The sequence below is a fragment of the Photorhabdus sp. RM322S genome, from assembly GCF_042879395.1.
Lineage (GTDB): Bacteria > Pseudomonadota > Gammaproteobacteria > Enterobacterales > Enterobacteriaceae > Photorhabdus > Photorhabdus khanii.
Genome location: NZ_JBHFKW010000018.1, coordinates 13,630 through 36,748, shown reverse-complemented (window position 1 = coordinate 36,748; position 23,119 = coordinate 13,630). Strand labels below are relative to the sequence as shown.

The 23,119-nt window shown below is 43.6% G+C and carries 23 protein-coding genes; 8 read left to right on the top strand and 15 right to left on the bottom strand.

All coding sequences use genetic code 11. The annotated features are described in order from the left end of the window. Positions 1-143 precede the first annotated feature (143 nt). The 3 genes from ACGF63_RS12385 to ampE form a co-directional block, all read right to left on the bottom strand. A complete protein-coding gene (locus tag ACGF63_RS12385) occupies positions 144-365 on the bottom strand; it encodes a helix-turn-helix transcriptional regulator (RefSeq protein WP_036842787.1) in 222 nt (73 codons plus the stop codon). Positions 366-373: 8 nt separating this feature from the next. Further along, the gene (locus tag ACGF63_RS12380; protein WP_036842786.1) at positions 374-952 is read right to left on the bottom strand and encodes a hypothetical protein; all 579 of its coding nucleotides are present in this window, start codon (positions 950-952) and stop codon (positions 374-376) included. A gap of 228 nt (positions 953-1,180) precedes the next feature. Continuing rightward, positions 1,181-2,035 (bottom strand): beta-lactamase regulator AmpE, encoded by an 855-nt coding sequence (gene ampE, locus ACGF63_RS12375; RefSeq protein ID WP_036842784.1) that lies wholly within the window; start codon positions 2,033-2,035, stop codon positions 1,181-1,183. Between the two features lie 319 nt (positions 2,036-2,354). Here ampE and nadC point away from each other — a divergent pair, with 319 nt between their 5' ends. From nadC to yacG, 7 genes are all read left to right on the top strand, one after another. After that, positions 2,355-3,245 (top strand): carboxylating nicotinate-nucleotide diphosphorylase, encoded by an 891-nt coding sequence (gene nadC, locus ACGF63_RS12370; RefSeq protein WP_387631119.1) that lies wholly within the window; start codon positions 2,355-2,357, stop codon positions 3,243-3,245. A 200-nt stretch (positions 3,246-3,445) separates the two neighbouring features. Next, a complete protein-coding gene (gene ppdD / locus ACGF63_RS12365; RefSeq protein WP_387631116.1) occupies positions 3,446-3,871 on the top strand; it encodes a prepilin peptidase-dependent pilin in 426 nt (141 codons plus the stop codon). 41 nt (positions 3,872-3,912) lie between these two features. Continuing rightward, complete coding sequence (gene gspE / locus ACGF63_RS12360; protein WP_387631113.1) at positions 3,913-5,358, top strand: type II secretion system protein GspE; 1,446 nt, start codon at positions 3,913-3,915, stop codon at positions 5,356-5,358. Then, positions 5,358-6,557: a protein transport protein HofC gene (gene hofC, locus ACGF63_RS12355; protein ID WP_152962450.1), complete on the top strand. Its 1,200-nt coding sequence runs from the start codon at positions 5,358-5,360 to the stop codon at positions 6,555-6,557. The genes gspE and hofC overlap by 1 nt, the downstream gene beginning before the upstream one ends. Before the next feature lie 92 nt (positions 6,558-6,649). Beyond that, positions 6,650-7,273, top strand: coding sequence for a dephospho-CoA kinase (coaE, locus tag ACGF63_RS12350; RefSeq protein WP_036842769.1), 624 nt, complete (start codon positions 6,650-6,652; stop codon positions 7,271-7,273). Continuing rightward, a complete protein-coding gene (gene zapD, locus ACGF63_RS12345; protein ID WP_036842767.1) occupies positions 7,266-8,018 on the top strand; it encodes a cell division protein ZapD in 753 nt (250 codons plus the stop codon). Before coaE ends, zapD begins: the two co-directional genes overlap by 8 nt. Positions 8,019-8,048: 30 nt before the next feature. After that, positions 8,049-8,246: a DNA gyrase inhibitor YacG gene (yacG, locus tag ACGF63_RS12340; RefSeq protein WP_036842764.1), complete on the top strand. Its 198-nt coding sequence runs from the start codon at positions 8,049-8,051 to the stop codon at positions 8,244-8,246. A 38-nt stretch (positions 8,247-8,284) separates the two neighbouring features. Here yacG and mutT read toward each other — a convergent pair whose 3' ends face one another. The 3 genes from mutT to secM all read right to left on the bottom strand — a co-directional run bounded on the left by mutT (position 8,285) and on the right by secM (position 12,112). Next, a complete protein-coding gene (gene mutT, locus ACGF63_RS12335) occupies positions 8,285-8,677 on the bottom strand; it encodes an 8-oxo-dGTP diphosphatase MutT (RefSeq protein ID WP_036842761.1) in 393 nt (130 codons plus the stop codon). 117 nt (positions 8,678-8,794) lie between these two features. Then, on the bottom strand, positions 8,795-11,506 hold the full coding sequence (gene secA / locus ACGF63_RS12330) for a preprotein translocase subunit SecA (RefSeq protein WP_152962451.1): 2,712 nt from the start codon (positions 11,504-11,506) through the stop codon (positions 8,795-8,797). Between the two features lie 81 nt (positions 11,507-11,587). Continuing rightward, a complete protein-coding gene (secM, locus tag ACGF63_RS12325) occupies positions 11,588-12,112 on the bottom strand; it encodes a secA translation cis-regulator SecM (protein WP_387631107.1) in 525 nt (174 codons plus the stop codon). A gap of 32 nt (positions 12,113-12,144) precedes the next feature. Here secM and ACGF63_RS12320 point away from each other — a divergent pair, with 32 nt between their 5' ends. Further along, a complete protein-coding gene (locus tag ACGF63_RS12320; protein WP_387631104.1) occupies positions 12,145-12,666 on the top strand; it encodes a DUF721 domain-containing protein in 522 nt (173 codons plus the stop codon). 94 nt (positions 12,667-12,760) lie between these two features. Here the strand turns inward: ACGF63_RS12320 and lpxC are convergent, their stop codons facing one another. The 9 genes from lpxC to murD form a co-directional block, all read right to left on the bottom strand. Next, positions 12,761-13,678, bottom strand: a complete 918-nt coding sequence (gene lpxC, locus ACGF63_RS12315; protein ID WP_036843470.1) for a UDP-3-O-acyl-N-acetylglucosamine deacetylase — start codon at positions 13,676-13,678, stop codon at positions 12,761-12,763. A 98-nt stretch (positions 13,679-13,776) separates the two neighbouring features. Continuing rightward, positions 13,777-14,937 carry a cell division protein FtsZ gene (gene ftsZ, locus ACGF63_RS12310; RefSeq protein WP_036842753.1) on the bottom strand — a complete coding sequence of 387 codons (1,161 nt, stop codon included), beginning with the start codon at positions 14,935-14,937 and terminating at the stop codon, positions 13,777-13,779. A gap of 64 nt (positions 14,938-15,001) precedes the next feature. Beyond that, complete coding sequence (gene ftsA / locus ACGF63_RS12305; RefSeq protein WP_012777290.1) at positions 15,002-16,258, bottom strand: cell division protein FtsA; 1,257 nt, start codon at positions 16,256-16,258, stop codon at positions 15,002-15,004. 39 nt (positions 16,259-16,297) lie between these two features. Continuing rightward, entirely contained in the window at positions 16,298-17,104 is an 807-nt protein-coding gene (gene ftsQ / locus ACGF63_RS12300) for a cell division protein FtsQ (RefSeq protein ID WP_036842751.1), read from the bottom strand. 1 nt (position 17,105) lies between these two features. Beyond that, positions 17,106-18,026 carry a D-alanine--D-alanine ligase gene (locus tag ACGF63_RS12295; RefSeq protein ID WP_036842750.1) on the bottom strand — a complete coding sequence of 307 codons (921 nt, stop codon included), beginning with the start codon at positions 18,024-18,026 and terminating at the stop codon, positions 17,106-17,108. After that, positions 18,019-19,494: a UDP-N-acetylmuramate--L-alanine ligase gene (gene murC, locus ACGF63_RS12290; protein ID WP_036842749.1), complete on the bottom strand. Its 1,476-nt coding sequence runs from the start codon at positions 19,492-19,494 to the stop codon at positions 18,019-18,021. The genes ACGF63_RS12295 and murC overlap by 8 nt, the downstream gene beginning before the upstream one ends. A gap of 55 nt (positions 19,495-19,549) precedes the next feature. Then, positions 19,550-20,617, bottom strand: a complete 1,068-nt coding sequence (gene murG / locus ACGF63_RS12285) for an undecaprenyldiphospho-muramoylpentapeptide beta-N-acetylglucosaminyltransferase (protein ID WP_152962454.1) — start codon at positions 20,615-20,617, stop codon at positions 19,550-19,552. Beyond that, positions 20,614-21,807 (bottom strand): cell division protein FtsW, encoded by a 1,194-nt coding sequence (gene ftsW / locus ACGF63_RS12280; protein WP_132352406.1) that lies wholly within the window; start codon positions 21,805-21,807, stop codon positions 20,614-20,616. Before ftsW ends, murG begins: the two co-directional genes overlap by 4 nt. Beyond that, positions 21,807-23,117, bottom strand: coding sequence for a UDP-N-acetylmuramoyl-L-alanine--D-glutamate ligase (gene murD / locus ACGF63_RS12275; RefSeq protein WP_152962455.1), 1,311 nt, complete (start codon positions 23,115-23,117; stop codon positions 21,807-21,809). The genes ftsW and murD overlap by 1 nt, the downstream gene beginning before the upstream one ends. Positions 23,118-23,119: the final 2 nt, after the last annotated feature.

The window sequence follows — 23,119 nt, the reverse complement described above, 5'->3', positions numbered from 1 at the left end:
AATTGTCTTTATTGGTGCTCCGTGAACACTTAGGAATAATAAGCTAGATAAAAAGCATGAAATAAGTGATATTTTCATGCATTTAAAACTAATTAATGTTAAGTTCCATCTTACAAGATACAAAAAGACCCACAGTGACTTAATTAGCTGTTATCCTCTTCATCTTCTACATACTCCAATATATCCCCAGGCTGGCATTGTAAATATTTACAAATTTTTTCCAGCGTATCAATACGGATACCTTTTATCTTACCATTTTTCAACAATGATAAATTTTGCTCAGTAATACCGATAATTGCAGCCAATTCTTTAGACTTTACTTTCCTTTTCGCTAAGATCACATCCAATCTTATTATAATACTCATGATGATTCTCAGATAAAATAACGTTGTTCATCGCTTATTTTCTTTGATTCGTGCATAATTAGGCTAAATATTAGAAGGAATACACCAAACATAATAATAAATAGAGACTCTGAATTAACGCCAAACGAGAAACTAAATACCCGCTGTCCTTTTACTAAATCCACAGATAACGCCATTCCTTGTAATGTATTAATCACAGGGTAAAGTAGTTGCTCCAGAATCATCAGGAAACCAATAATACATGAAGCGGAAATATTACGGTTACTCCATATTTCACCTTTAGCAAGCCGGAAAAATAAAATTCCGATTAATACATAAGAAACAGTTGATATGATTAGAGGTATTGTATCCAGCGAGATATAAAGCACCTCACTTAATAAAGATTGCTTAAATCCTTTTGCAATTAATGCAGGCATCAGATCGCTATATGCCTGAAGAACAGCTTGACGAGTGGTATCATGCCATAACGACCAAGACGCAATATGGAACCCCATATCACCAATTGCCATAACAGCAGCAATAATAATAGCCAGAAAGCTGAGTAGCTTGATTCTGGGATTCGTTACAAACTCCTGTTTACCACACATTGTGTCATTCCATATACATGTTCAACTAAACTCTCGCTAAAGTACTTTAAAAGTTATCGTATTACAATAATTTTTTATCATGAAATAAACAGAACATTACCCAGAATGATGTATAAATCATCGTGATTATAGTTGGAAGATATAATTAATTTATTGATAGAAAAGAAAAAAGGAACCATTTACACAGCTCCCTTTATAGATAATTAAGCTATTGAGACTACAAACAAATCAAACTAATGCGCCATAAATTGTCAGAAAGGCAACCACGACAATGATAGAAAAAGTCACCTTTTTCGCCAATGTCACCGCTGCAACAGGCGTTAGAATTGCGTCAAGATGGGGTTCGCGGCTTAATGAAAACTGAGCAAGCTGGCATACCACTTTATATTGTGAAGTTCTCAAATCGCTAAGAGAGGCAACCCACGCCGGTAAAGCCCGCTCACCATGCCCTAATAAGGCATAAGCAATTCCAGCCAGACGAGCAGGGATCCAGTCCAGCCAGTTCAACAGACTATCAACACCAGATTGCGCGCGCTGAAGTGGCGTACCATATTGTGCCAACCACCCCTGATAAGCTCTTAAGAAACAATATCCCATCAAAGCAACCGGCCCTAATTGACCTGCCACAATCAACCAAAAAATCGGTGCCAGATAATAACGAAAATTTATCCATAGAAGCGCATTTTGCATCTCCCGTAACTCATTTTCTTTACTGGCATCAGAGGGTAAGCCATGAATGATGGTGAGACGAGCGAGATGTTCTCTTAACAGCTCCCTGTCACCCTGATGAACAATACGAAAATATTCACGATAATCATGCCGTAAGCGCCCCGCACCTATGCATAGCAAACAAATCAACACCCATAAAATCAGTTCAAAGATGCCAAATATAAAATCATCAAGCATTTCAACCAGTAGCCATGTAAGTAACATGACTATTAACGTCATTAATAAGCTTTTGCGTAGTGAAAAAGACTTCATATTGATAAAAAATGGCTCAAGGCGATGATCCAATTGCCAATGTTCACCCATTTTAAACACTCGTTCCCACGCCAACACTAACAACAGTATAAAGAGGGTCATTCTTTACTACTCCTGCAACAATTGCTGATAATGTGTCCAATCGAAATAAGGTCCAAAGATCTGTTTTTCTTCCCGCAACAATATCATTATGACCAGTGATATGCTCTTTTATATCCAGATATTCCCGCCTAAATCACCTGCTGTATTCAATGTCCCAGTGAAGAATTGCTCAAGATAAAGGCCACCAAACTTCGCCCCTCATGCAACCGCATTTTTTACTCATTCAATCTGATGACAAAACCAAGATAGTAGTTGTTCGCTACACAACAGGGTAGCATGTTAAGACCATCAATATTGTTACCACTTCTGGAGCTTTTTAATGACAAAACAAAATTACAGTGCAGATCAGCGCCGTGCTGTTCTGATGGAACGCTTACAGAACGACATTCCTGCCAGTGTAACCCTCGCACTAAAAGAAGATCTGGGCGGCAATACAGATTTCACTTCTGATATTACCAGCCAGTTAATTCCGGCAGATAAACAAGCCACAGCAATAATTATTACCCGGGAAGAGGGTATTTTCTGTGGGCAACAATGGCTGAATGAAGTTTTCACTCAGTTAGGTGACCAAGCCTCCATTGAATGGTTGGTAAAAGACAGTGATTCAATTACAGCCAACCAAAAACTCTGTGTATTACGAGGCCCCGCACCTGTATTGCTGACCGGTGAACGCACCGCCCTTAACTTTATTCAGACTCTTTCTGGTGTTGCAACAGAAGTCAGTCATTATGTCCGCCTTCTTGCCGGTTTAAAAACCCAGTTACTCGATACCCGCAAGACACTCCCAGGATTACGCACAGCCCTAAAGTATGCGGTACTTTGCGGAGGGGGCAGTAATCACCGCCTTGGGTTATTTGATGCTTTCCTTATTAAAGAGAACCATATTATTGCCAATGGTTCTATTAAACAGGCTGTAGATAAAGCCCGTGATTCTCACCCAGATGTCCCTATTGAAGTCGAAGTCGAAACCCTAGATGAGCTGATTCTGGCACTGAAAGCCAATGTCGATATTATTATGTTAGATAATTTTACTATTCCAATGATGAAAGAAGCTGTCGCCATCACATCAGGTAAAGTCGCTTTAGAAATATCAGGTAATATAACCCTAGACACCCTGCGCAGCTATGCTGAAACAGGCATTAACTTCATTTCTGTTGGAGCATTAACCAAGCATATCAAAGCGTTAGATCTATCCATGCGCTTTCAGTAAACATCAACAATAATATTGATGGTGGTGTAAATCAGCAATCCATAACTCACAGATTTGCGAACACCACCGTAAATATTTCTGAAAACATTGCAATACAAAAATCTTTTTTCGAGCCAATTCCATAACCTCTACATATCCTGTTTTATTTTTTTTCTTTTCCTTCATTATTTATGTCGCAATACAACAACACGGAGAAAAATATGAGCCAACAACAAGGATTCACATTAATGGAAATTATGGTTGCTATTGCCATTATTTCCATCTTAAGTGCTATTGGTATTCCCAGTTATCAGGGATATATTCAGAAAGCAGCCTTAACAGATATGTTACAAGCTATTGTACCTTATAAATCAGGTATAGAACTTTGCAGTTTTGAAACTGAAGATTTTAAAGGCTGCAACTCAGGATCAGTATCAATTCCCAGTCACCATAATAGCCGATATATCGGAAGCATTTCAGTTAAAGATGGAGAAATCACCATTAATGGTCAGCAAAGCCTGAAAGACCTCAGGGTTATTTTGAATCCGACACAAAATACACAAACAAGTACGACCAGATGGATTAATAAATGTGAAGCGGCAAATAGTTCATTAAAGAACCGTTGTCAGGAAGTATTCAAATTCTAATTCATCACCCTTATAAATATCTATTTACACAGGAAGTAACAATGAACTCACTTTCGGCAGCAGAAACCATATTAATGGAAAGAGAAATTCATGACATTTGTCAGCGCCATCAATCTGTTGTTATAAAAAAAGATGATAATACAATAACAATTGCCAGCAGCGAATTACCCAATGATGATTTACTGGCAGCATTACGCTTTATTTCCGGGTGTATCGTTAATATAGAGATTTGGCCGCTAGCGAAAATTGAATCAATATTACACCAAAATGTTTCACTCAGCCATTTACCCGAGGAGGAGGCATCTTTATTACCCACCACAACTGATATCAATGCAGATGATAATGACGCACCAGTCATTCAACTTATTAATCAAATTTTATTAACTGCAATTCAACGGCGTGCATCTGATATTCATTTTGAACCATTCCAGCAAGGTTATCGGATTCGTATCCGGGTTGATGGCGCATTACATCCCTTGTCCTCTCCATCTCCTCAAATGAATGCAAGTATTGCCGCACGTCTTAAAATAATGGCGAAATTGAATATTGCTGAAAAACGACTACCTCAGGATGGACAATTTGATTGGTATGACACACGGCACAACTACGCTATCCGTATGGCTACTCTGCCAACAATACACGGAGAGAAAGTTGTGCTCAGGATATTAAATACCATGCAGAAACTGTCTCTGGATCAATTAGGTATTCCTGATCAATTATTAAATCAGCTCCGACAAAAACTAGCATTACCACAAGGAATGATTTTAGTTACCGGCCCAACGGGCAGTGGAAAAACAGTAACCTTATATAGCTGCTTACAATATCTAAATAAAAATAAAAAGAACATTTGCAGTGTAGAGGATCCCGTTGAAATCCCACTTAACGGCATTAATCAGACACAAACGAACAGTAAAATTGAACTCAATTTTGCCAAAGTATTACGGGCATTATTACGACAGGATCCAGATATTATCATGGTAGGAGAAATTCGTGACAGCGAAACAGCCGAAATCTCAGTAAAAGCAGCACAAACAGGCCATTTAGTGCTCTCTACACTACATACTAATTCTACCGTAGATACATTATCCCGCCTACAGAATCTGGGTATTTCAGGTTATATGGCAGCGTCTTGTATCAAATTAATTATCGCCCAACGGCTTGTCAGAAAATTATGTCTTCATTGCCGCAATCAACAAACAGAAGAAACGATTATTAATATTGGAAATAATTCTTTATTTATCAGGCAATGGCTAGTCGTCGGTTGCGAACATTGTTTTTCTGGCTACTATGGCCGAACGGCTATTTATGAATTTTTGGAAATAACACATGAAATTCAACAAGTATTATCAGAAAATAACCCAAAAAATGTACAAAAGATTATTATGGAGCAAAGAAAAGACACCTTACTTTCATCCGGTATTTTATTAGTAGAACAAGGAATTACTACACTGGAAGAAATTTACCAAGTCATAGGGCAGGAAGCGTAATGAAAATTCATTATCTTTATAATTGGCAAGCAGTTAACAATAAAGGCGAAATATCAAAAGGTAAATCACTATGTGATAACCGGAAAGTTTTATATCAGCAACTTATCCATGCTGGATTGCAACCTTATAATATAAAATGTGATAAATGGATATTTTACCACCAACAACAGATTGCCTACCGCCTGAATTTTATTCGTCAATTGTCAACACTATTATCATCAGGAATGCCATTACTGAATTGCCTGAATATTCTTATTCGTGAATGTGACAATCCATTATGGCATTGTGTATTGTCAGATATTAGTAAGAAAATTACTCGCGGAGAATCACTCTCCACCTCATTAAAGAATTATCCATTTCTCTTTCCACCTTTATTTTGCCAACTCATTGCTGTTGGCGAACTAACCGGACAATTAGAAACCTGCTGTCAATTATTAGTTAAACAACAGGAACAACAAGACACGTTACAGAAAAAAATAACAAAAGCACTACGCTATCCTCTGATTATTACTGTTGTTGCCAGCATCATTATTTTATTGATGCTGATTTTTGTCTTACCTGAATTTGAACATATTTATCATTCATTTGACGCACAACTTCCTCTGCTAACCCGTACTTTATTAATGGCATCAAACTGGCTGATTCAATATGGTATCTATAGCACTATTGGGTTAATAGCGCTATTCCTATTTTACCTGCAATTACGCCAACGCCATACGATATGGATTATCCGTGAGAAAAATCTGATATTACGTTTACCCGTTATTGCAAAATTAATTAGCTGTCAGCAACTAGGGCAACTTTTTCATATTTTGTTTATGACACAAAAAGCCGGCCTGACACTCACCGCAGGGTTAGACAGTGCTATTGCATCAATAAATCACCCAGTCTTTTTAAAAGCGACCAAATTCTTACGAGTCCAAATTAATCAAGGGATACCAATGAGTGAAACACTGAAGCAACAATCTTGTTTTCCTGCACTGTGTCAACAGTTTGTCAGTGTTGGAGAAGAATCTGGTAATCTGGAACTGTTATTGGGAAATCTCGCCAACTGGTACCAACAACAAGCATTGGAAATTTCTGATAATATGACTCAGTTACTAGAACCAATACTTATAGTCATAATAGCCGCTATTGTCGGTATACTATTGCTCGCAATGTATTTACCTATTTTTCAGCTAGGTACGGTACTCACTTGAAGTAAAAGCGATTCTATAGTTTTGCCTCTAGGTCATCTGCCCCCTTTTCGGTTACAATCCCGAAATACTATCAAGTAATATGAAGGGATAGGATGACTTATATTATTGCACTCACAGGTGGGATTGGCAGCGGTAAGACCACTATCGCCAACGCTTTTGCCGCTCTCGGTGTTCCTCTTGTTGATGCAGATATTATTGCCAGAGAAGTCGTTGCTCCTGGAACACCTGCTTTACAAGCCATTACAGAACACTTTGGTCATGACATATTGATGCCAGACGGCAGTCTTAACCGGACACTGTTGCGCCAGAAAATTTTCACAAATAAACAAGAAAAACAGTGGGTTAATCAACTTCTTCATCCTCTGATACGTCAAGAAACCAGACGGCAATTAGAACAGATAATTGCACCTTATGTTATTTGGGTTATTCCATTATTAGTCGAAAATAATGCAGGGCATCTGGCAAATCGGATCCTTGTCGTTGACGTTTCACCTGAAGTACAAATCAGCCGGGTAGCTACCCGTGATGGTATTAGCTACCAACAAGTCGAAAATATTTTGGCCGCACAAGCATCCCGTAGTGAAAGACTGGCTTATGCCGATGACGTTATCTCAAATCATGATAACGTACAAGCAATTGCTCCTCGTGTCGCCGAACTACATCAACAATATTTAAGATTAGCTGAATCAGCCAGACAGGATAATCATGATGAGTGACACAACTTCTACAATCATTTTTGAACACCCACTAAACGAAAAAATGCGATCATGGTTGCGAATTGAATCCTCCTTACACCAACTCACCAGCCAACGCCACTTAGACTCACTGGCAAGCAGCCTCGCCTTCTTCCGCACGGTTGCTGAACTACTTGAAGTTCTGGAACGGGGGGAAGTACGGTCAGAATTGCTAAAAGAGTTAGAACGCCAACAGGCAAAATTAAAACAATGGGCTGAAATACCTGATGTTGATGTTAATATCGTCAATAGTTTCAGATTAAAATTGAAAGATCGGGCTGCTGCATTAAGCAAAGCACCACGGCTCGGGCAATCCCTTAAAGAAGATAAAATTATCAGTATGGTGCGCCAGCGCCTCAGTATTCCAAGTGGCTGTTGTGGTTTTGATCTACCCACCTTGCATTTATGGCTTCACTTACCACAGTCAGAAAGAGATAAAATGGTTTCCTTCTGGATTGATAGCTTGCTACCACTCCAACAAGCGCTAGAAAGTATTTTAGAACTCATTCGCCAATCTGCTATTTTCCGTTCTGAGATCAGTAAAAACGGTTTTCATCAGGATACGGCAGAAGGTGCAGATTTACTGAGATTACGTTTACCATTAAAACCTTTACTATTTCCTCAAATTTCCGGTCACAAAACCCGCTTTGCTATCCGCTTTTTACCATTGAATAGTGAACAAGGATCCGTGCCCATTCATTTACCATTTGAACTAGCATGCTGCTAACATGACAAGCGAGTTATCAGGAGAGTGATTATGTCTGAATTATTGATGATTGAGTGCCCAATATGCGGTAAAAATGTAGTTTGGGGAGAAGTAAGTCCATACCGCCCATTTTGTAGTAAACGCTGCCAGTTAATTGATTTAGGCGAGTGGGCAAATGAAGAGAAACGGATACCAAGCCAAAGTGAAGACTCCGATAGTGACGATTGGAGTGAACAACCGGAACAATAATAAATAGCCGCGTTAATCATAATGCGGCTATTTGCAATTCAAGCAGTCAGTAATGCAACAATGCTGCGATTAGCGGGTGGGAATTCGTCAGCAATTAAATCTTTCTGTAATACCCACCGGGAAAGTTGCCCTTCTTTGCCGAAAGGTTCATTCTCCCATCCATCCACCAAGAAGAAATACAGGGTAATCAGCCTGTCAGGAAAATCATGTTCAACCGTTTTTACCAATTCATAATGAGTAGCAGTAATACCAACCTCTTCCTGTAACTCACGCACTAAAGCCTGTTCAGATGTTTCCTTTTTTTCGACTTTCCCGCCAGGAAATTCCCAAAAACCGCCCATATGAGTATCGGCATGACGCTGAGTAATAAAAATTTCATGTCGTGAGTTTCTAATTATCCCAGCGGCTATATACAGGTGTTTCTTTTCCATATCACTATCATCTTCATTTCTTCGTTTCAGTTACTAAGCAACCCACAATCAAGGTCCACATCCAAAGTTACCCACTTAAAGCTAACAGTAAAAAGGCGGTTTCCCGCCTTTTCATCATTACTGCAAGCGCCCGTGGCAATGTTTATACTTTTTACCCGACTCACAAGGACAAGGATCATTACGACCCACTTTACGAGCACCACTGGCAATCTGAGCTTCTGTTTTAGACATTAATGCACCTTTTTCAACTTCGTGGCTTAATTGCTGTTGTCCTGCCAAACGTTCAGCTTCCGCACGACGTTGTTGCTCCAGAGCTTCGACTTCTTCCGGCAATCTCACCTGAACTTTACTCAATGTGCTAATCACTTCATATTTCAGCGACTCCAGCATGTTTGCAAACATAGCGAAAGATTCACGCTTATATTCTTGTTTTGGATCTTTCTGAGCATAGCCACGCAGATGGATACCTTGACGCAGGTAATCCATTGCTGCCAGATGCTCTTTCCACAACATATCCAGCGTCTGCAACATGATACCTTTCTCGAAGTTACGCATCATTTCAGTACTGACAATCTCTTCTTTACGTTTATAGATTTCAACAGCCTGTTCAAGGATACGCTCACGTAAAGTTTCTTCGTGTAGATCAGGCTCTTTATCCAACCACTCTTTGATCGGTAGCTCCAAATCAAAATCAGCCATTAAACGCTGCTGCAAGCCTTCTACATCCCACATCTCTTCCAAAGATTGAGGCGGAATATAAGCATCAATAGTTGCTTTAAATACATCTTCACGAATACTGCTAATAGTTTCACTAACATCACTGACATCCAGCAAATCGTTACGTTGAGCATAAATAGCACGACGCTGATCATTAGCAACATCATCGTATTCCAGCAATTGTTTGCGTATATCGAAGTTACGGCTTTCTACTTTACGTTGAGCATTGGCGATAGCTTTGGTTACCCACGGATGCTCAATCGCCTCACCGGGTTTCATACCCAATTTACGCATCATGCCAGTGACACGATCAGATGCAAAAATACGCATCAGTGAATCTTCCATTGACAAATAGAAACGAGATGAGCCGGCATCTCCCTGACGACCAGAACGCCCACGTAACTGATTATCGATACGACGGGACTCATGACGCTCGGTACCAATGATGTGCAAACCACCCGCAGCCAGAACGATATCATGGCGCTCCTGCCATGCAGTTTTAATCTCTTCAATCTGAGCGTCTGTTGGTTCCGGCAATTTAGCAATTTCAGCCTGCCAGCTACCACCCAGCACAATATCTGTACCACGACCAGCCATGTTAGTCGCAATAGTTACCGCACTCGCCTGACCCGCCTGAGCAATAATATCCGCTTCCATTGCGTGGAATTTAGCGTTAAGTACGTTGTGCTCAATACCGGCTTTCGTCAGCTCACGGGCAACCAGTTCAGATTTTTCAATAGAAATCGTTCCCACCAATACTGGCTGCCCCTTACTGGTACGTTCGCGGATATCTTCAATGATAGCTTCAATTTTTTCAGCTTCGGTCATATAAACCAGATCCGGCAAATCACTGCGGATCATTGGGCGGTTTGTCGGCACCACAATGGTATCGAGCTTATAAATGGAGCTGAACTCAAATGCTTCTGTATCAGCCGTACCGGTCATACCGGCCAGTTTTTCATACAGACGGAAGTAGTTTTGGAAAGTAATCGAAGCCAATGTTTGGTTTTCATTCTGAATTTCTACACTTTCCTTAGCTTCGACAGCCTGATGTAACCCATCAGACCAGCGACGCCCCTGCATAGTACGGCCAGTATGTTCATCGACAATAATGACTTCACCCTCTTTCACGATGTAGTCAACATCACGGGTAAACAGAGCATGGGCGCGCAGGGCAGCAGTAACATGGTGCATCAACATGATGTTAGTGGGTGAATACAGAGATTCACCTTCTTCCATCAATTTCACTTCCACCAACAATTGCTCAACCAAAACCAGACCGCGTTCCGTCAAGTTAACCTGACGGGACTTCTCATCAACAGAAAAGTGGCCTTCTCCCTGGAAAGTCTCTGAATCTTCTTTTTCCTGACGAATCAGTTTAGGGATCAGCTTATTGACCTTGATATAAAGCTCAGAACTGTCTTCAGCCGGGCCGGAAATAATCAATGGGGTACGCGCTTCGTCAATCAGAATGGAGTCAACCTCATCCACCAGCGCATAATGCAGTTTACGCTGAACACGCTCTTCCGGGCTAAATGCCATATTGTCACGAAGATAGTCAAAGCCATATTCGTTGTTTGTGCCGTAGGTAATATCCGCTGCATATGCTTCGCGTTTAGCGGGTGCGGGCATACCTGGCAGGTTGATGCCCACACTCAACCCCAGAAATTCAAACAATGGACGGTTATTTTCAGCGTCACGCTGTGCCAGATAATCATTCACGGTGACTACGTGAACACCGCGCCCAGTTAGCGCATTCAAATAAGCAGGCAAAGTCGCTGTGAGCGTTTTACCTTCACCGGTACGCATCTCAGCAATACAACGCTCATTCAGAACCATACCACCCAGTAACTGAACGTCAAAATGACGCATAGCAAACACACGCTTACTCGCTTCACGTACTGTTGCAAATGCTTCTGGCAACAAATTCTCCAGCGATTCACCTTTTTCCAAACGAGCACGGAATTCGACTGTTTTACCCTTCAATTCTTCATCAGACAATTTTTCAAATTCGGGTTCCATGCGGTTGATGACATCAACAATTTTACGCATGCGACGCAGTGTACGATCATTACGACTACCAAAAACCTTAGTTAATAATTTAATCAGCATAGTTAATTACATCTCAGATAAGGCCGTTATCTCGCAGCCAGCAAATAGTTATTTATTTCGGAATTTGTAAAAAAAGAAGATTCAGAGGTAAGCGGCAGGGCCTGCACGAATACCTTGAGCTTTAGCAATCCAAAACACTTGGGAATGAGAAGATTGTGGCGCAACAGTCAGAAACTGTATATCTGAAACCGGCTCAGGTGGCTCAGGCTCCCTAATTAACAATGCATTCAGTGTTTCCAGCACAAGCTGCTGAATACCGGAAGAGCTTAACCGGGTACTTTGTTTTGCTGTTTCATTACTCGTAGGCTGGGAAACAGAAAAAGCAAAAGAAAGTTGCCGGATAACATTGCGCACAGCATGTTGTTGCCAGTAATTAACACCATTGGCAGGCTGACGTTGAACATTTTGCAATGAAAACAGGTTATCAAAAACCGATAAAGCTTGATTTTGCCAACTCTGGCTGGATGACGTATTAGCTTGTGGAATATTATCCGTAACACCGGCAAAAACGGTAGGAACGCCAATACTTGCCGCAACCACCCCTAATAACAGATGTGACCAGAAATAACGTCTGCCAAATTGTCGCCAAAGATTTAGAATACCCATTAATCCTTCATCATATCGGAGCTATTTTTATTATGCGCGATAGCCGCCCACAATCATTAGATGTTCTTTTTGAAGACGCCGCTGCGGTTGAGAAAAACCCGCTACATGTTATCCAGCAACGTGCCGTCGCTTTGTTAAAACTTAACCGTGCCGTTACCAGCCTACTTCCCGCACAGTTACATCCGTGGTGCCGGGTCGCCAATTATCGCAAACAAATTCTGGTACTGGAAGCAGGAAACGCCAGTTGGATGACCAGATTACGTTACGAGCTACCAACGTTACTCTCTGCGTTAAGAAGCGAAATTCTACCATCATTGTCTTCCATCGACATTAGGATTAATCCATCACTAATGATTAAGCATAACAATAGTGCGCAGAGCTTCGCAAAAACAACGAGTGACAATCACAAAACCTTACCGATACGTCAGTTAAGTCAGGAAAGCGCTAAGGAACTCATTATATTAGCGAATCGTAGTCCTAAGAAGCTGAAGGAAAGATTAGAGCGATTAGCTGCACTGGCCGGAGAGAGTGCCAGCACAGCTAAGAAGAAATGATAACGCTGAGTAAAGAATATCAGCGAGAACCAAATCACTGATTGCATAACCCACTGAGATGCATCATTGAGTTATTCTCTGGCACACTAAAGCGTTATGCCATTACAGTCGATGGAGCACGAAAAGCCAGCGGCATTTCAGCTTCATCTTCGAAAGTGATCAATTCCCATGCACTTTCTTGCGCCAAAACTGCCTGCAATAGTTTATTGTTCAGCGCGTGACCAGATTTGAACGCAGTAAATGCGCCAATGATGTTATAGCCACACATAAACAGATCACCGATTGCATCCAGCATTTTATGGCGGACAAATTCGTCTTCAAAACGCAAGCCATCTTCATTAAGTACGCGGTAGTCATCAACAACAATCGCACAATCAAAGCTGCCACCTAAACATAAGCCTTTAGATTGTAAGTACTCAATATCACGCATAAAGCCGAAAGTACGCGCACGACTGATTTTGCGAACAAACGCTTCCGCTGAAAAATCCAGACAGTAACGCTGAGAACTTGAATCAATCGCAGGGTGATTAAAGTCAATAGTGAAATCCAGACTGAAACCATTATAAGGTGTCATCTCTGCCCACTTATCGCCCTCTTGCACACGCACAGCTTCTTTAATGCGCAGGAATTTTTTAGATGTATTCAGCTCTTCAATACCCGCATCCAACAGCAGGAAAACAAACGGGCTGGCACTGCCATCCATAATAGGAATTTCTGGCGCATCAACTTCGATAATAATATTATCAATACCCAGCCCTGCAAGCGCTGCATTCAGGTGCTCGACCGTTGAGATTCGCACGTCATACTCATTTACCAGACAAGTACAGAGCATAGTATCACGCACGGATTTTGCATCTGCCGGAAAATCAACCGGTGGATTCAAGTCAGTGCGGCGATAGATGACCCCGGTGTTAGCCGGTGCTGGGCGCATTGTCAGCGTGACTTTCTTACCGGTGTGCAAACCGACGCCAGTCGCCTGAACAATACGTTTAAGTGTCCTTTGTTTGATCATCATTTTATCTCGCAATGTTATCCATCCTGCCAACCACTATACACTATGGCTGGCGGGGGAGTTTAGCACAAAAAGCGGAGAATCCAATTTTTTAGCTATTAATCGGCCTGTTTACGCAAAAATGCAGGAATATCCAAATAATCGGGTTCCTTGCTAGTTTGTGCGCTTTGGTCATTCACCACTTTTGCAGCGGGTTTATTTTCTTCTGACAGCGAAGACATACCGCCAGATATTTGCTGATGACGGTGTTCCATTACGCTTGACTGAGATGCTTTATTGGTAACCAGCGTAATTTCAGGGCGCTTATCCATACCAATACCCGTAGCAACCACAGTCACACGCAATTCATCATTCATGTCTGGATCCAGAGAGGTACCGATAACGACGGTTGCATTATCCGATGCAAATGCCCGAATAGTGTTACCCACAGTTTCGAACTCATCCAAACGCAGATCAAAGCCAGCCGTAATGTTAACCAGAACACCACGAGCACCTGACAAGTCGATATCTTCCAGCAGTGGGCTGGAAATCGCCATTTCAGCAGCTTCTTCCGCACGGTCTTCACCCTGCGCAATACCCGACCCCATCATCGCGTAGCCCATTTCAGACATCACGGTACGCACGTCAGCAAAGTCAACGTTCATCAGACCTGGACGTGTGATCAGTTCAGCAATACCCTGAACCGCTCCTTTCAAGACGTCATTCGCTGCCCCGAAAGCATCCAGTAGTGAAATACCGCGGCCAAGAACTTTCAGCAGTTTGTCATTAGGAATGGTAATCAATGAATCCACATGTTTGGATAGTTCAGTGATCCCTTGCTCAGCAAACGCCATACGTTTCTTACCTTCAAAATTGAAAGGTTTGGTAACGACGGCAACCGTCAAAATCCCAAGCTCTTTTGCGATTTCAGCTACCACAGGTGCTGCACCAGTGCCAGTGCCACCGCCCATACCCGCAGCGATAAATACCATATCCGCACCATCAAGAGCAGTGCGCAATGCATCACGATCCTCTTGCGCAGCAGTACGACCAACTTCCGGGTTTGCACCAGCCCCCAGACCTTTAGTAATACCATTACCAATCTGGATAGTCTGGCCGACAGCAGTTTTACGCAATGCCTGAGCATCCGTATTTACTGCAAAGAATTCAACACCTTCGATGCGCTCACGCACCATGTGCTCAACAGCGTTACCGCCGCCACCGCCGACACCGATGACCTTAATCACCGCATCATTGGTTAATTCTATTGGTTCAAACATAGTTTCTCTCCGCTTTATGCCTTTATATCGAGACCAAAAAAACAGATGCAGTCTCTGTATAAAATTAAAACTCTTTTTTCAGCCAGCTACTGACTTTTTTAAACCAGCGACTCACTGAAGCATGTTTTTCAATATCCGCATCACCATTAAGGTGAGAGGCTTTTCCGTAATGCAGCAACCCCACCGCTGTTGAATAATAGGGTTCCTGCGCATAGTCCGTCAGACCAGTAATATTAAGAGGTTGACCAATACGCACCTGAGCGTGGAATACACGCTGGGCACATTCAGCCAAACCATCAATCTGAGCACCACCACCGGTCAGGACAATACCCGCCGCCAGATGGTGTTTAACACCCTGCTGGCGTAACTGTTCCTGCAATCGCAGGATTTCATCATTCACTAAATTCAGTAATTCGATGTAACGCGGCTCAATGACCTCAGCCAGTGTCTGGCGCTGTAAGCTACGTGGTGGGCGCCCACCAACACTTGGTACCTCCACACTTTCATCTTTGCTAACCAACGAACCTAGCGCACAACCGTGGCGTACTTTTATCGTTTCTGCATCACTTGGTGGAGTACCAAAGGCATAAGCAATATCGCTGGTGACGACGTTACCTGCATAAGGGATGACTTTGGTATGACGCAGTGCTCCGCCGGTATACACTGCAATATCCATCGTCCCGCCGCCAATATCTACCACACAAACACCCAGTTCACGCTCGTCTTCAGTCAACACAGCATAGCTGGCAGCCAGCCCGGAAAAAATAAGCTGGTCGACTTTTAAACCACAGCGTTCAACGGCTTTTGCAATATTTTTCGCCATATCATTATGGCAGGTAATCAAGTGAACTTTCGCCTGCATACGCACGCCGGAAAGTCCCACCGGATTTTTAATGCCTTCCTGATAATCGATCGCATATTCTTGAGGAATAACATGCAGAATCCGGTATTCATCACGTACACGAACGGATTTGGCAGTGTGAACAACATTGTCTACATCTTCCTGGGTGACTTCCTCTTCAGAAATAGGAACCATCCCGATTTCATTCTGACAACTGATATGTTTTCCAGATAACGCCAGATAAACAGAAGAAATTTGGCAATCCGCCATTAATTCAGCCTGATCGATAGCCCGCTGTACACATTTAACAACCGATTCCAGGTCGTTTACACCGCCTTTATCCATACCGCGGGATGGACAGCTTCCCACCCCGATAATATTAACCATACCATCGGGCAGAATTTCACCAACAAGGGCAGATACCTTTGCTGTGCCAATCTCAAGGCCAACTACTAATTTTCTGTCCGTCGATTTGATCATTGTTGTTCTGCCTGCCTCTATATTATTGCCAGTAACTGTTTATTGCCCATTGACCCGGGCATTAGGAGCATCAATTAGTAAAGGTGCCCAACCTACCGCCGCACCACTGTCATAACGCAAATCCACATAATCTACTCTTTTCTCTGTGTTCTGCTGTAGCAGCGGATAAAGCTCGATAAAACGTTTAATACGGCCTGTTGTATCCATTCTTCCCAACTTCAGCCGGATATCATTATCCAGTGTCAGTTGCCAAGAGCGACGTGCAGTCATTGCCGCCACTTTCAATTTCAATTTATTGGCAGCAAGAAGTTTAGCCATAGCCCGATAGCCATCCAGTACCTCTTTCTCGCTGCCTTGTGGACCATAAAGCATCGGAAAACTACTTTTAGCTTCCCATTCAGCCGGTATACTGAATACCAGCCCTTCTGCATCCAGCATCTGTGAGTCATTCCAACGCGCATAAGGAACATATTCTACCAGATGAATTCTCAGTTCATCAGGCCACTGTTTACGAACAGTGACTTGTCTGATCCACGGCATCCGTTCAATATGTTGCTGAATAATATTCACATCCTGCGTCATGAAAGTTCCCGGTTGCCCTAATGACAAAATTGCCTGCCGGATAGCATCATTGGTAGTGTAGTGACGCTCACCCGTTACCACTAGTTTTGAAATAGGCAATCTATTAGCATCTTTCATCCAGTTCAGGACTGCCCAGCCCCCCCAAACAATGGTCCCAAGAACCATCAGGAAGAAAATAAGCCCTGCCAAATAAGAGCCATTACTGGGGCGGGAACTGTTATTTTCGTTATCCCGTTCCCTTACTTTCAGGGCCGCTTGAGACATATCAATCAGCCAACTCCAGAATCTTTGCCACCAACTGTGAAAAACTTAACCCGGCCTGACGTGCCGCCATCGGCACCAGACTATGACTGGTCATCCCTGGGGAAGTATTCACTTCCAGCAGATAGAAACCACCATCAGTATCCATCATGATATCCACCCGGCCCCAGCCGCTGCATCCAACTGACTTATAAGCTTTAAGTGCCAGTTCTGTCAGTTGTTGCTCTTTTTCATCACTTAAGCCACTTGGACAAAAATACTTTGTTTCCTCAGACAGATATTTTGCATCATAGTCATAAAAAACAGCAGCGGGTTGAATACGAATAGAAGGTAAAGCTGTATCACCGAGGATAGCTACCGTGTATTCCGGGCCGTACAGCCATTTTTCTACCAGCAAGTCAGTGTCATAACGAAATGCCGTTTCCAGCGCACCACGCAACTCTGAAATCTCGTTCACCTTAGTCATTCCAACACTGGAACCCTCCAGGCTTGGCTTAATAATTAATGGCAAACCTAAATCGGCTATATACTCTTTGAGTTGCAAATCAGTAAATTGTTCAAATTGCTTAGAATTAATTGGAACATAAGGTGAAACAGTTAGCCCGATCCCCTGCCATAACTGTTTTGTCCGCAATTTATCCATCGATAATGCAGAAGCCATCACGCCACTACCGGTATAAGGCAACTGCAAAAATTCTAAGACACCTTGCAAAGTACCGTCTTCCCCACCACGCCCATGAAGCGCGATAAAGACTTTCTCAAACCCCGCCTCTTTCAGCTGAGTGACAGGAAAATCTTTTGTATCAACCGGATATGCATTAATACCTGCTTCTTTCAATCCAGCCAGCACGGCTTGTCCCGATAACAGTGAAACTTCACGTTCAGCGGAAGTTCCTCCCAACAGTACCGCGACTTTCTCAGCCATTGTGTTTTTCCTCATTCAAAGATGGCTGTAATTTTGTTTCAGCCAGATTACGCGCTATTTTGCCGATATTCCCGGCACCTTGAACCAGAATTAAATCATTACCGTCCAATACCTGTGCCAACACAGCAGCTACTTTTTCCGGATCAGATACCAGAATGGGATCCAACTTACCGCGGCTACGGATTGTACGGCACAACGAACGGCTATCCGCCCCTGAAATAACGGCTTCGCCAGCAGAGTAAACATCCAGCATCAGTAATACATCGACCTGATTCAATACATTGGCAAAGTCATCGTAAAGATCACGGGTCCGGGTATAACGATGAGGCTGAAATACCATCACGATACGTTTATCCGGCCAACCAGCACGGGCTGCTTTAACAGTTGCATCCACTTCCGTTGGATGATGACCATAATCATCAACCAGCATTGCACTGCCCTCTTTGCCGTTAACATGTTTCAGAGAAAAACTCCCCAGAAAATCAAAACGACGCCCGGTACCCTGAAAACCTGCCAACGCAGCCAGAATATGGTTGCCAGAAATGCCTTCCTCAGTCGCAACAGCAACTGCTGCTGCTGCATTCAGCGCATTATGGCGACCCGGTGCATTCAATACGACCTTTAGATCAGCCATATCTTGACGACTGACAGTAAAATATCCCTGAGCCCCTTTTTGCTCATAATGAGTGATACGTACGTCTGCTTCCTCACTAAAGCCATAAGTCGTGATATAGCGTCCCACACGGGGGATTAACTCTTTGACAACCGGATCATCAATACACATCACCGCACGCCCGTAAAAAGGTAAGTTGTGCAGGAAGTTGATAAATGTCTGTTTCAGGTTTTCAAAGTCACCATGATAGGTATCCATATGGTCCGCTTCGATATTGGTAATTACCGCCACCATCGGCTGTAAATGCAGAAAAGAAGCGTCACTTTCATCAGCTTCTGCAATTAAATAGCGGCTGCTGCCAAGACGGGCATGTGTTCCTGCGGCTTTAACTAAACCCCCATTAACAAAAGTGGGATCTAAGCCAGCCTGTGCATAGATGCTGGAAACCATCGCTGTTGTTGTTGTTTTGCCGTGAGTACCGGCAATAGCAATACCATGACGGTAGCGCATCAGTTCTGCCAGCATCTCTGCTCTGCGAATGACCGGAATTCGAGCTTCACGCGCAGCGATAATTTCTGGGTTATCCGCCTGTATTGCGGTTGAAGCCACAACAACACTGGCATCCAGTACATTTTCAGGACGATGGTTAAAGTAAATCTGAGCACCCAGTTTAGTGAGTTGCCGAGTGACTGGATTTGGCGCCAAATCAGATCCACTAATCTGATAACCTTCATTAGCCAACACTTCGGCGATCCCCCCCATGCCAGCACCACCAATGCCGACAAAGTGGATATGCCTGACTTTTCTCATCTCAGGCACGAAAGCTCTTAATTTCGCCAATTGTTGTGTATTCACGTTTTTTTCTTCACTGTATAGGTTTACTTCGCCGTCCTGTTTAAGACGATCTGAATCATTTTTTCACTGCATTGATTAATGCCGCCGATACTCGCTCAGTGGCATCAACAATTGCTGCTGAACGGGCTTTCTCTGCCATTTTCAACAATTGTGGACGTTGCCACTGAATTAATAATTCGATGACTGCATCAACCGTAAATTGTGGTTGTTCCAGTATTTTTGCCGCGCCAGCCCTTTCCAGTGGTAACGCATTCCAGTACTGCTGGCGATCTTTATGCTGAAATGGGACAAAAATCCCAGGTAATCCAGCCGCTGCTATTTCGCTAACCGTCAACGCGCCAGAACGGCAAATCACCAGATCAGCCCAAGCATAAGCTTGCGCCATATCATCAATAAATTCAGTAATCTTATGTTCGCATTTAACTGAATTGTTATAGGCATTCCGGACACTTTCTTTAGCCCCTTTACCTGTCTGATGCCAAACAGTAATTTTATCACCCATACGGGCAGCAATTTCAGGCATTGTCTGGTTCAAAATTCTCGCTCCCTGGCTGCCACCAACAACCAGAACCCGAATGGGGCCTTCACGCCCTGTCAAACGTTGCTCAGGTGTAGGTAATGCCAGCACATCTTCGCGAACAGGGTTCCCAACAACAGGCGCTTTTGGAAATGCACCGGGAAATGCCTGTAAAACAGTTGTAGCAATTTTCGCCAACCACCGGTTTGTCAGCCCGGCAATACCATTCTGCTCATGCAGGACAACCGGAACGCCACTCATCCACGCGGCAACGCCACCCGGACCAGAAACATATCCCCCCATTCCGAGCACAACATCTGGCTGATAGCGACGCATAATCGCCTTTGCCTGACGAATTGCTTTGAAAATCCGTGCCGGCGCGACTAACAGAGCTTTGATCCCTTTACCTCGCAGGCCAGAAATCTGAATAAATTCAATCTCAATGCCATGTTTTGGTACTAAATCGGCTTCCATGCGATCGGCTGTTCCCAGCCAGCGAACTTCCCAGCCCTGGTCTTTTAAATGATGAGCCACAGCCAGGCCCGGAAAGACATGCCCTCCGGTTCCACCTGCCATCACCATTAAACGTCGGGTTTTGCCACTCATCGTGGACTCCTTACAAACGCCTGTGCTTTTGCCAGGCGTGTTTCAAAATCAATTCTTAATAGCAATACGATAGCTGTCGACATAATCAGCAAACTTGAACCACCGTAACTAATCAGAGGTAAAGTCAGCCCTTTAGTCGGCAGCATACCCGCAGCTGCTCCAACGTTAACCAGAGCCTGAAAACTGAACCAGATACCAATCGAACAAGCCAGAAAACCGGAAAAACGCTGATCCATCTGCAATGCGCGACGGCCTATAGTCATTGCGCGAAAAGCGACGAAGAATATCATTAACAACACCAAAACCACACCTACGTAACCTAATTCTTCTGCCAAAACAGAGAAAATAAAGTCAGTATGTGCTTCCGGCAGGTATGCCAGCTTCTGTACTGAATTTCCTAACCCCTGCCCTAAAAACTCCCCACGACCAAAAGCCATCAAAGATTGCGTTAACTGATAACCTTTGCCATACGGATCTTCCCAGGGATCCAGAAAGGAAGTTACACGGCGTATACGGTAAGGTTCAGCAATAATTAACAAAACTACCGCGAATACCCCTGAACCAATAATCGCCAGAAACTGCCATAGTTTTGCTCCCGCCAGAAATAACATGGCTAATGTTGTTACAAATAGCACTACCACCGTTCCCAGGTCAGGCTGAGCCAAAAGTAATACGGCCAACACGACCATCACGCCCATTGGCTTACAGAATCCCCAGAAGTTATTCCGTACTTCTTCTACTTTGCGCACCAAATAACTGGCGAGATAGCAAAACAAAGAAAGTTTCGATAATTCAGCAGGCTGAATTCTCAAAGGCCCAAGAGCAATCCAACGTGATGCACCGTTTACTGAGCTTCCTACCGCCAGCACAACCAGCAGCAGAATAACGGAAATAAGCAGCATCAGGTTGCTATAGCGCTGCCAGAAATCCATCGGAATACGCAGTGTGATTAATGACAACCCGAAAGCCAGCAATAGATAAATCGCATCACGTTTGGTAAACAAAAAAGGATCTTCTGCAAGACGCTGCCCAACCGGCATTGATGCCGAAGTCACCATGACAAAGCCGATAATCCCCAATCCGAGTGTCAGCCAAACCAGTGTGCGATCGTACAACACCATATTGGTGACATCAGTTTCACGACCACCAATAACCCAGTCTTTTAATCTACTGAACCCCGGAATAGACATCAGCCCAACTCCTCTGCCAAACGGGCAAACTCATGACCGCGCTGTTCAAAATTACGGAACTGATCAAGGCTTGCACAAGCAGGAGATAACAGCACCATGTCGCCGGCAACCAATCGCGGTGCAATATCGCGTATCGCCTGTTCCATCGTTTCAGTCAATGTCGCCATTTCTGGACGGAGTTGTGTCAGTCGTTTCCCATCACGGCCAAAGCAGTAAAGCCGAACTTTATTTCCACTAAGAAAAGGCTTGAGCGGTGAAAAGTCTGCTGACTTACCCTCCCCCCCCAACAACAAATAAAGAGTTCCATCCACCTTCAGACCATTAAGCGCCGCTTCCGTACTGCCAACATTGGTCGCTTTAGAATCGTTAATCCAACGCACCCCATTCTTCAAATGGACAAGCTGGAAACGATGGTCAAGCCCCGGATAAACTTTCAATGCCGCCAAACTGGCTTTACGGGGGATCCCAACCGCATCGGCTAACGCCAGTGCAGCCAATCCATTGACGTAGTTATGCCGCCCTGTCAGTTTGATTTCATCTGTCACCAGCAGTGATTGGTTGTGAACTTTCAAAAGTGCACTTTCACTATCAAGCTGGTAGTCACCACAATCGACACCAAAGCTGATACAACGGCTGTCCATACCCGTTTCAGGTAATGTCAGAACATCCTGAGCATTCACAACGCATCTCTTCGCCTGATGATAAACTCTCAATTTAGCGGCCCGGTACTGAGATAAACCCTGCGGATAGCGGTCCATATGGTCTTCAGTCACATTAAGCACAACCGCTGCCGCGGCTTTCAGACTATATGTGGTTTCCAACTGGAAGCTGGAAAGTTCTAAAACATAAAGCTGACAGGATGTCTTCAATAATTCTAATGCAGGAAGGCCAATATTACCGCCCACCCCCACCTGCCAATTAGCCGCTTTCGCCATTTCACCAACCAAGCTAGTGACAGTACTTTTGCCATTAGAACCTGTAATTGCGACTATCGGTGCTGTTGCTTCACGACAAAACAACTCGATATCGCCAACAATTTCAATGCCTGCATTAGCCGCAGCCTGCAACTCGACGGTTGTCAGATCAATCCCTGGGCTTACAACAATCAAGTCAGCATCCATCAACCAGCCAGCATTCAGGCTTCCACTATGACACTCAACATCATCAGGTAAGTTATCTCTGCCAGGCGGTGTTGCACGGGTATCCATCACAAGGGGGATCACACCTCGCGCCATAAAAAAGTCAACACAGGAGAGACCCGTCAGCCCCAACCCAATAATGACGACTTTTTTACCCAAATAATCTGCCATGA

Bases quoted from the DNA above. Each gene is read 5' to 3' on its own strand.
- lpxC (WP_036843470.1), bottom strand. From the start codon at position 13,678: ATGATCAAACAAAGGACACTTAAACGTATTGTTCAGGCGACTGGCGTC.
- nadC (WP_387631119.1), top strand. From the start codon at position 2,355: ATGACAAAACAAAATTACAGTGCAGATCAGCGCCGTGCTGTTCTGATG.
- murG (WP_152962454.1), bottom strand. From the start codon at position 20,617: ATGAGTGGCAAAACCCGACGTTTAATGGTGATGGCAGGTGGAACCGGA.
- ppdD (WP_387631116.1), top strand. From the start codon at position 3,446: ATGAGCCAACAACAAGGATTCACATTAATGGAAATTATGGTTGCTATT.
- yacG (WP_036842764.1), top strand. From the start codon at position 8,049: ATGTCTGAATTATTGATGATTGAGTGCCCAATATGCGGTAAAAATGTA.
- hofC (WP_152962450.1), top strand. From the start codon at position 5,358: ATGAAAATTCATTATCTTTATAATTGGCAAGCAGTTAACAATAAAGGC.
- mutT (WP_036842761.1), bottom strand. From the start codon at position 8,677: ATGGAAAAGAAACACCTGTATATAGCCGCTGGGATAATTAGAAACTCA.
- coaE (WP_036842769.1), top strand. From the start codon at position 6,650: ATGACTTATATTATTGCACTCACAGGTGGGATTGGCAGCGGTAAGACC.
- ACGF63_RS12385 (WP_036842787.1), bottom strand. From the start codon at position 365: ATGAGTATTATAATAAGATTGGATGTGATCTTAGCGAAAAGGAAAGTA.
- ftsA (WP_012777290.1), bottom strand. From the start codon at position 16,258: ATGATCAAATCGACGGACAGAAAATTAGTAGTTGGCCTTGAGATTGGC.
- ACGF63_RS12320 (WP_387631104.1), top strand. From the start codon at position 12,145: ATGCGCGATAGCCGCCCACAATCATTAGATGTTCTTTTTGAAGACGCC.
- ftsW (WP_132352406.1), bottom strand. From the start codon at position 21,807: ATGTCTATTCCGGGGTTCAGTAGATTAAAAGACTGGGTTATTGGTGGT.
- ampE (WP_036842784.1), bottom strand. From the start codon at position 2,035: ATGACCCTCTTTATACTGTTGTTAGTGTTGGCGTGGGAACGAGTGTTT.
- zapD (WP_036842767.1), top strand. From the start codon at position 7,266: ATGAGTGACACAACTTCTACAATCATTTTTGAACACCCACTAAACGAA.
- ACGF63_RS12380 (WP_036842786.1), bottom strand. From the start codon at position 952: ATGTGTGGTAAACAGGAGTTTGTAACGAATCCCAGAATCAAGCTACTC.
- secA (WP_152962451.1), bottom strand. From the start codon at position 11,506: ATGCTGATTAAATTATTAACTAAGGTTTTTGGTAGTCGTAATGATCGT.
- gspE (WP_387631113.1), top strand. From the start codon at position 3,913: ATGAACTCACTTTCGGCAGCAGAAACCATATTAATGGAAAGAGAAATT.
- ACGF63_RS12295 (WP_036842750.1), bottom strand. From the start codon at position 18,026: ATGGCTGAGAAAGTCGCGGTACTGTTGGGAGGAACTTCCGCTGAACGT.
- secM (WP_387631107.1), bottom strand. From the start codon at position 12,112: ATGGGTATTCTAAATCTTTGGCGACAATTTGGCAGACGTTATTTCTGG.
- ftsQ (WP_036842751.1), bottom strand. From the start codon at position 17,104: ATGTCTCAAGCGGCCCTGAAAGTAAGGGAACGGGATAACGAAAATAAC.
- ftsZ (WP_036842753.1), bottom strand. From the start codon at position 14,937: ATGTTTGAACCAATAGAATTAACCAATGATGCGGTGATTAAGGTCATC.
- murD (WP_152962455.1), bottom strand. From the start codon at position 23,117: ATGGCAGATTATTTGGGTAAAAAAGTCGTCATTATTGGGTTGGGGCTG.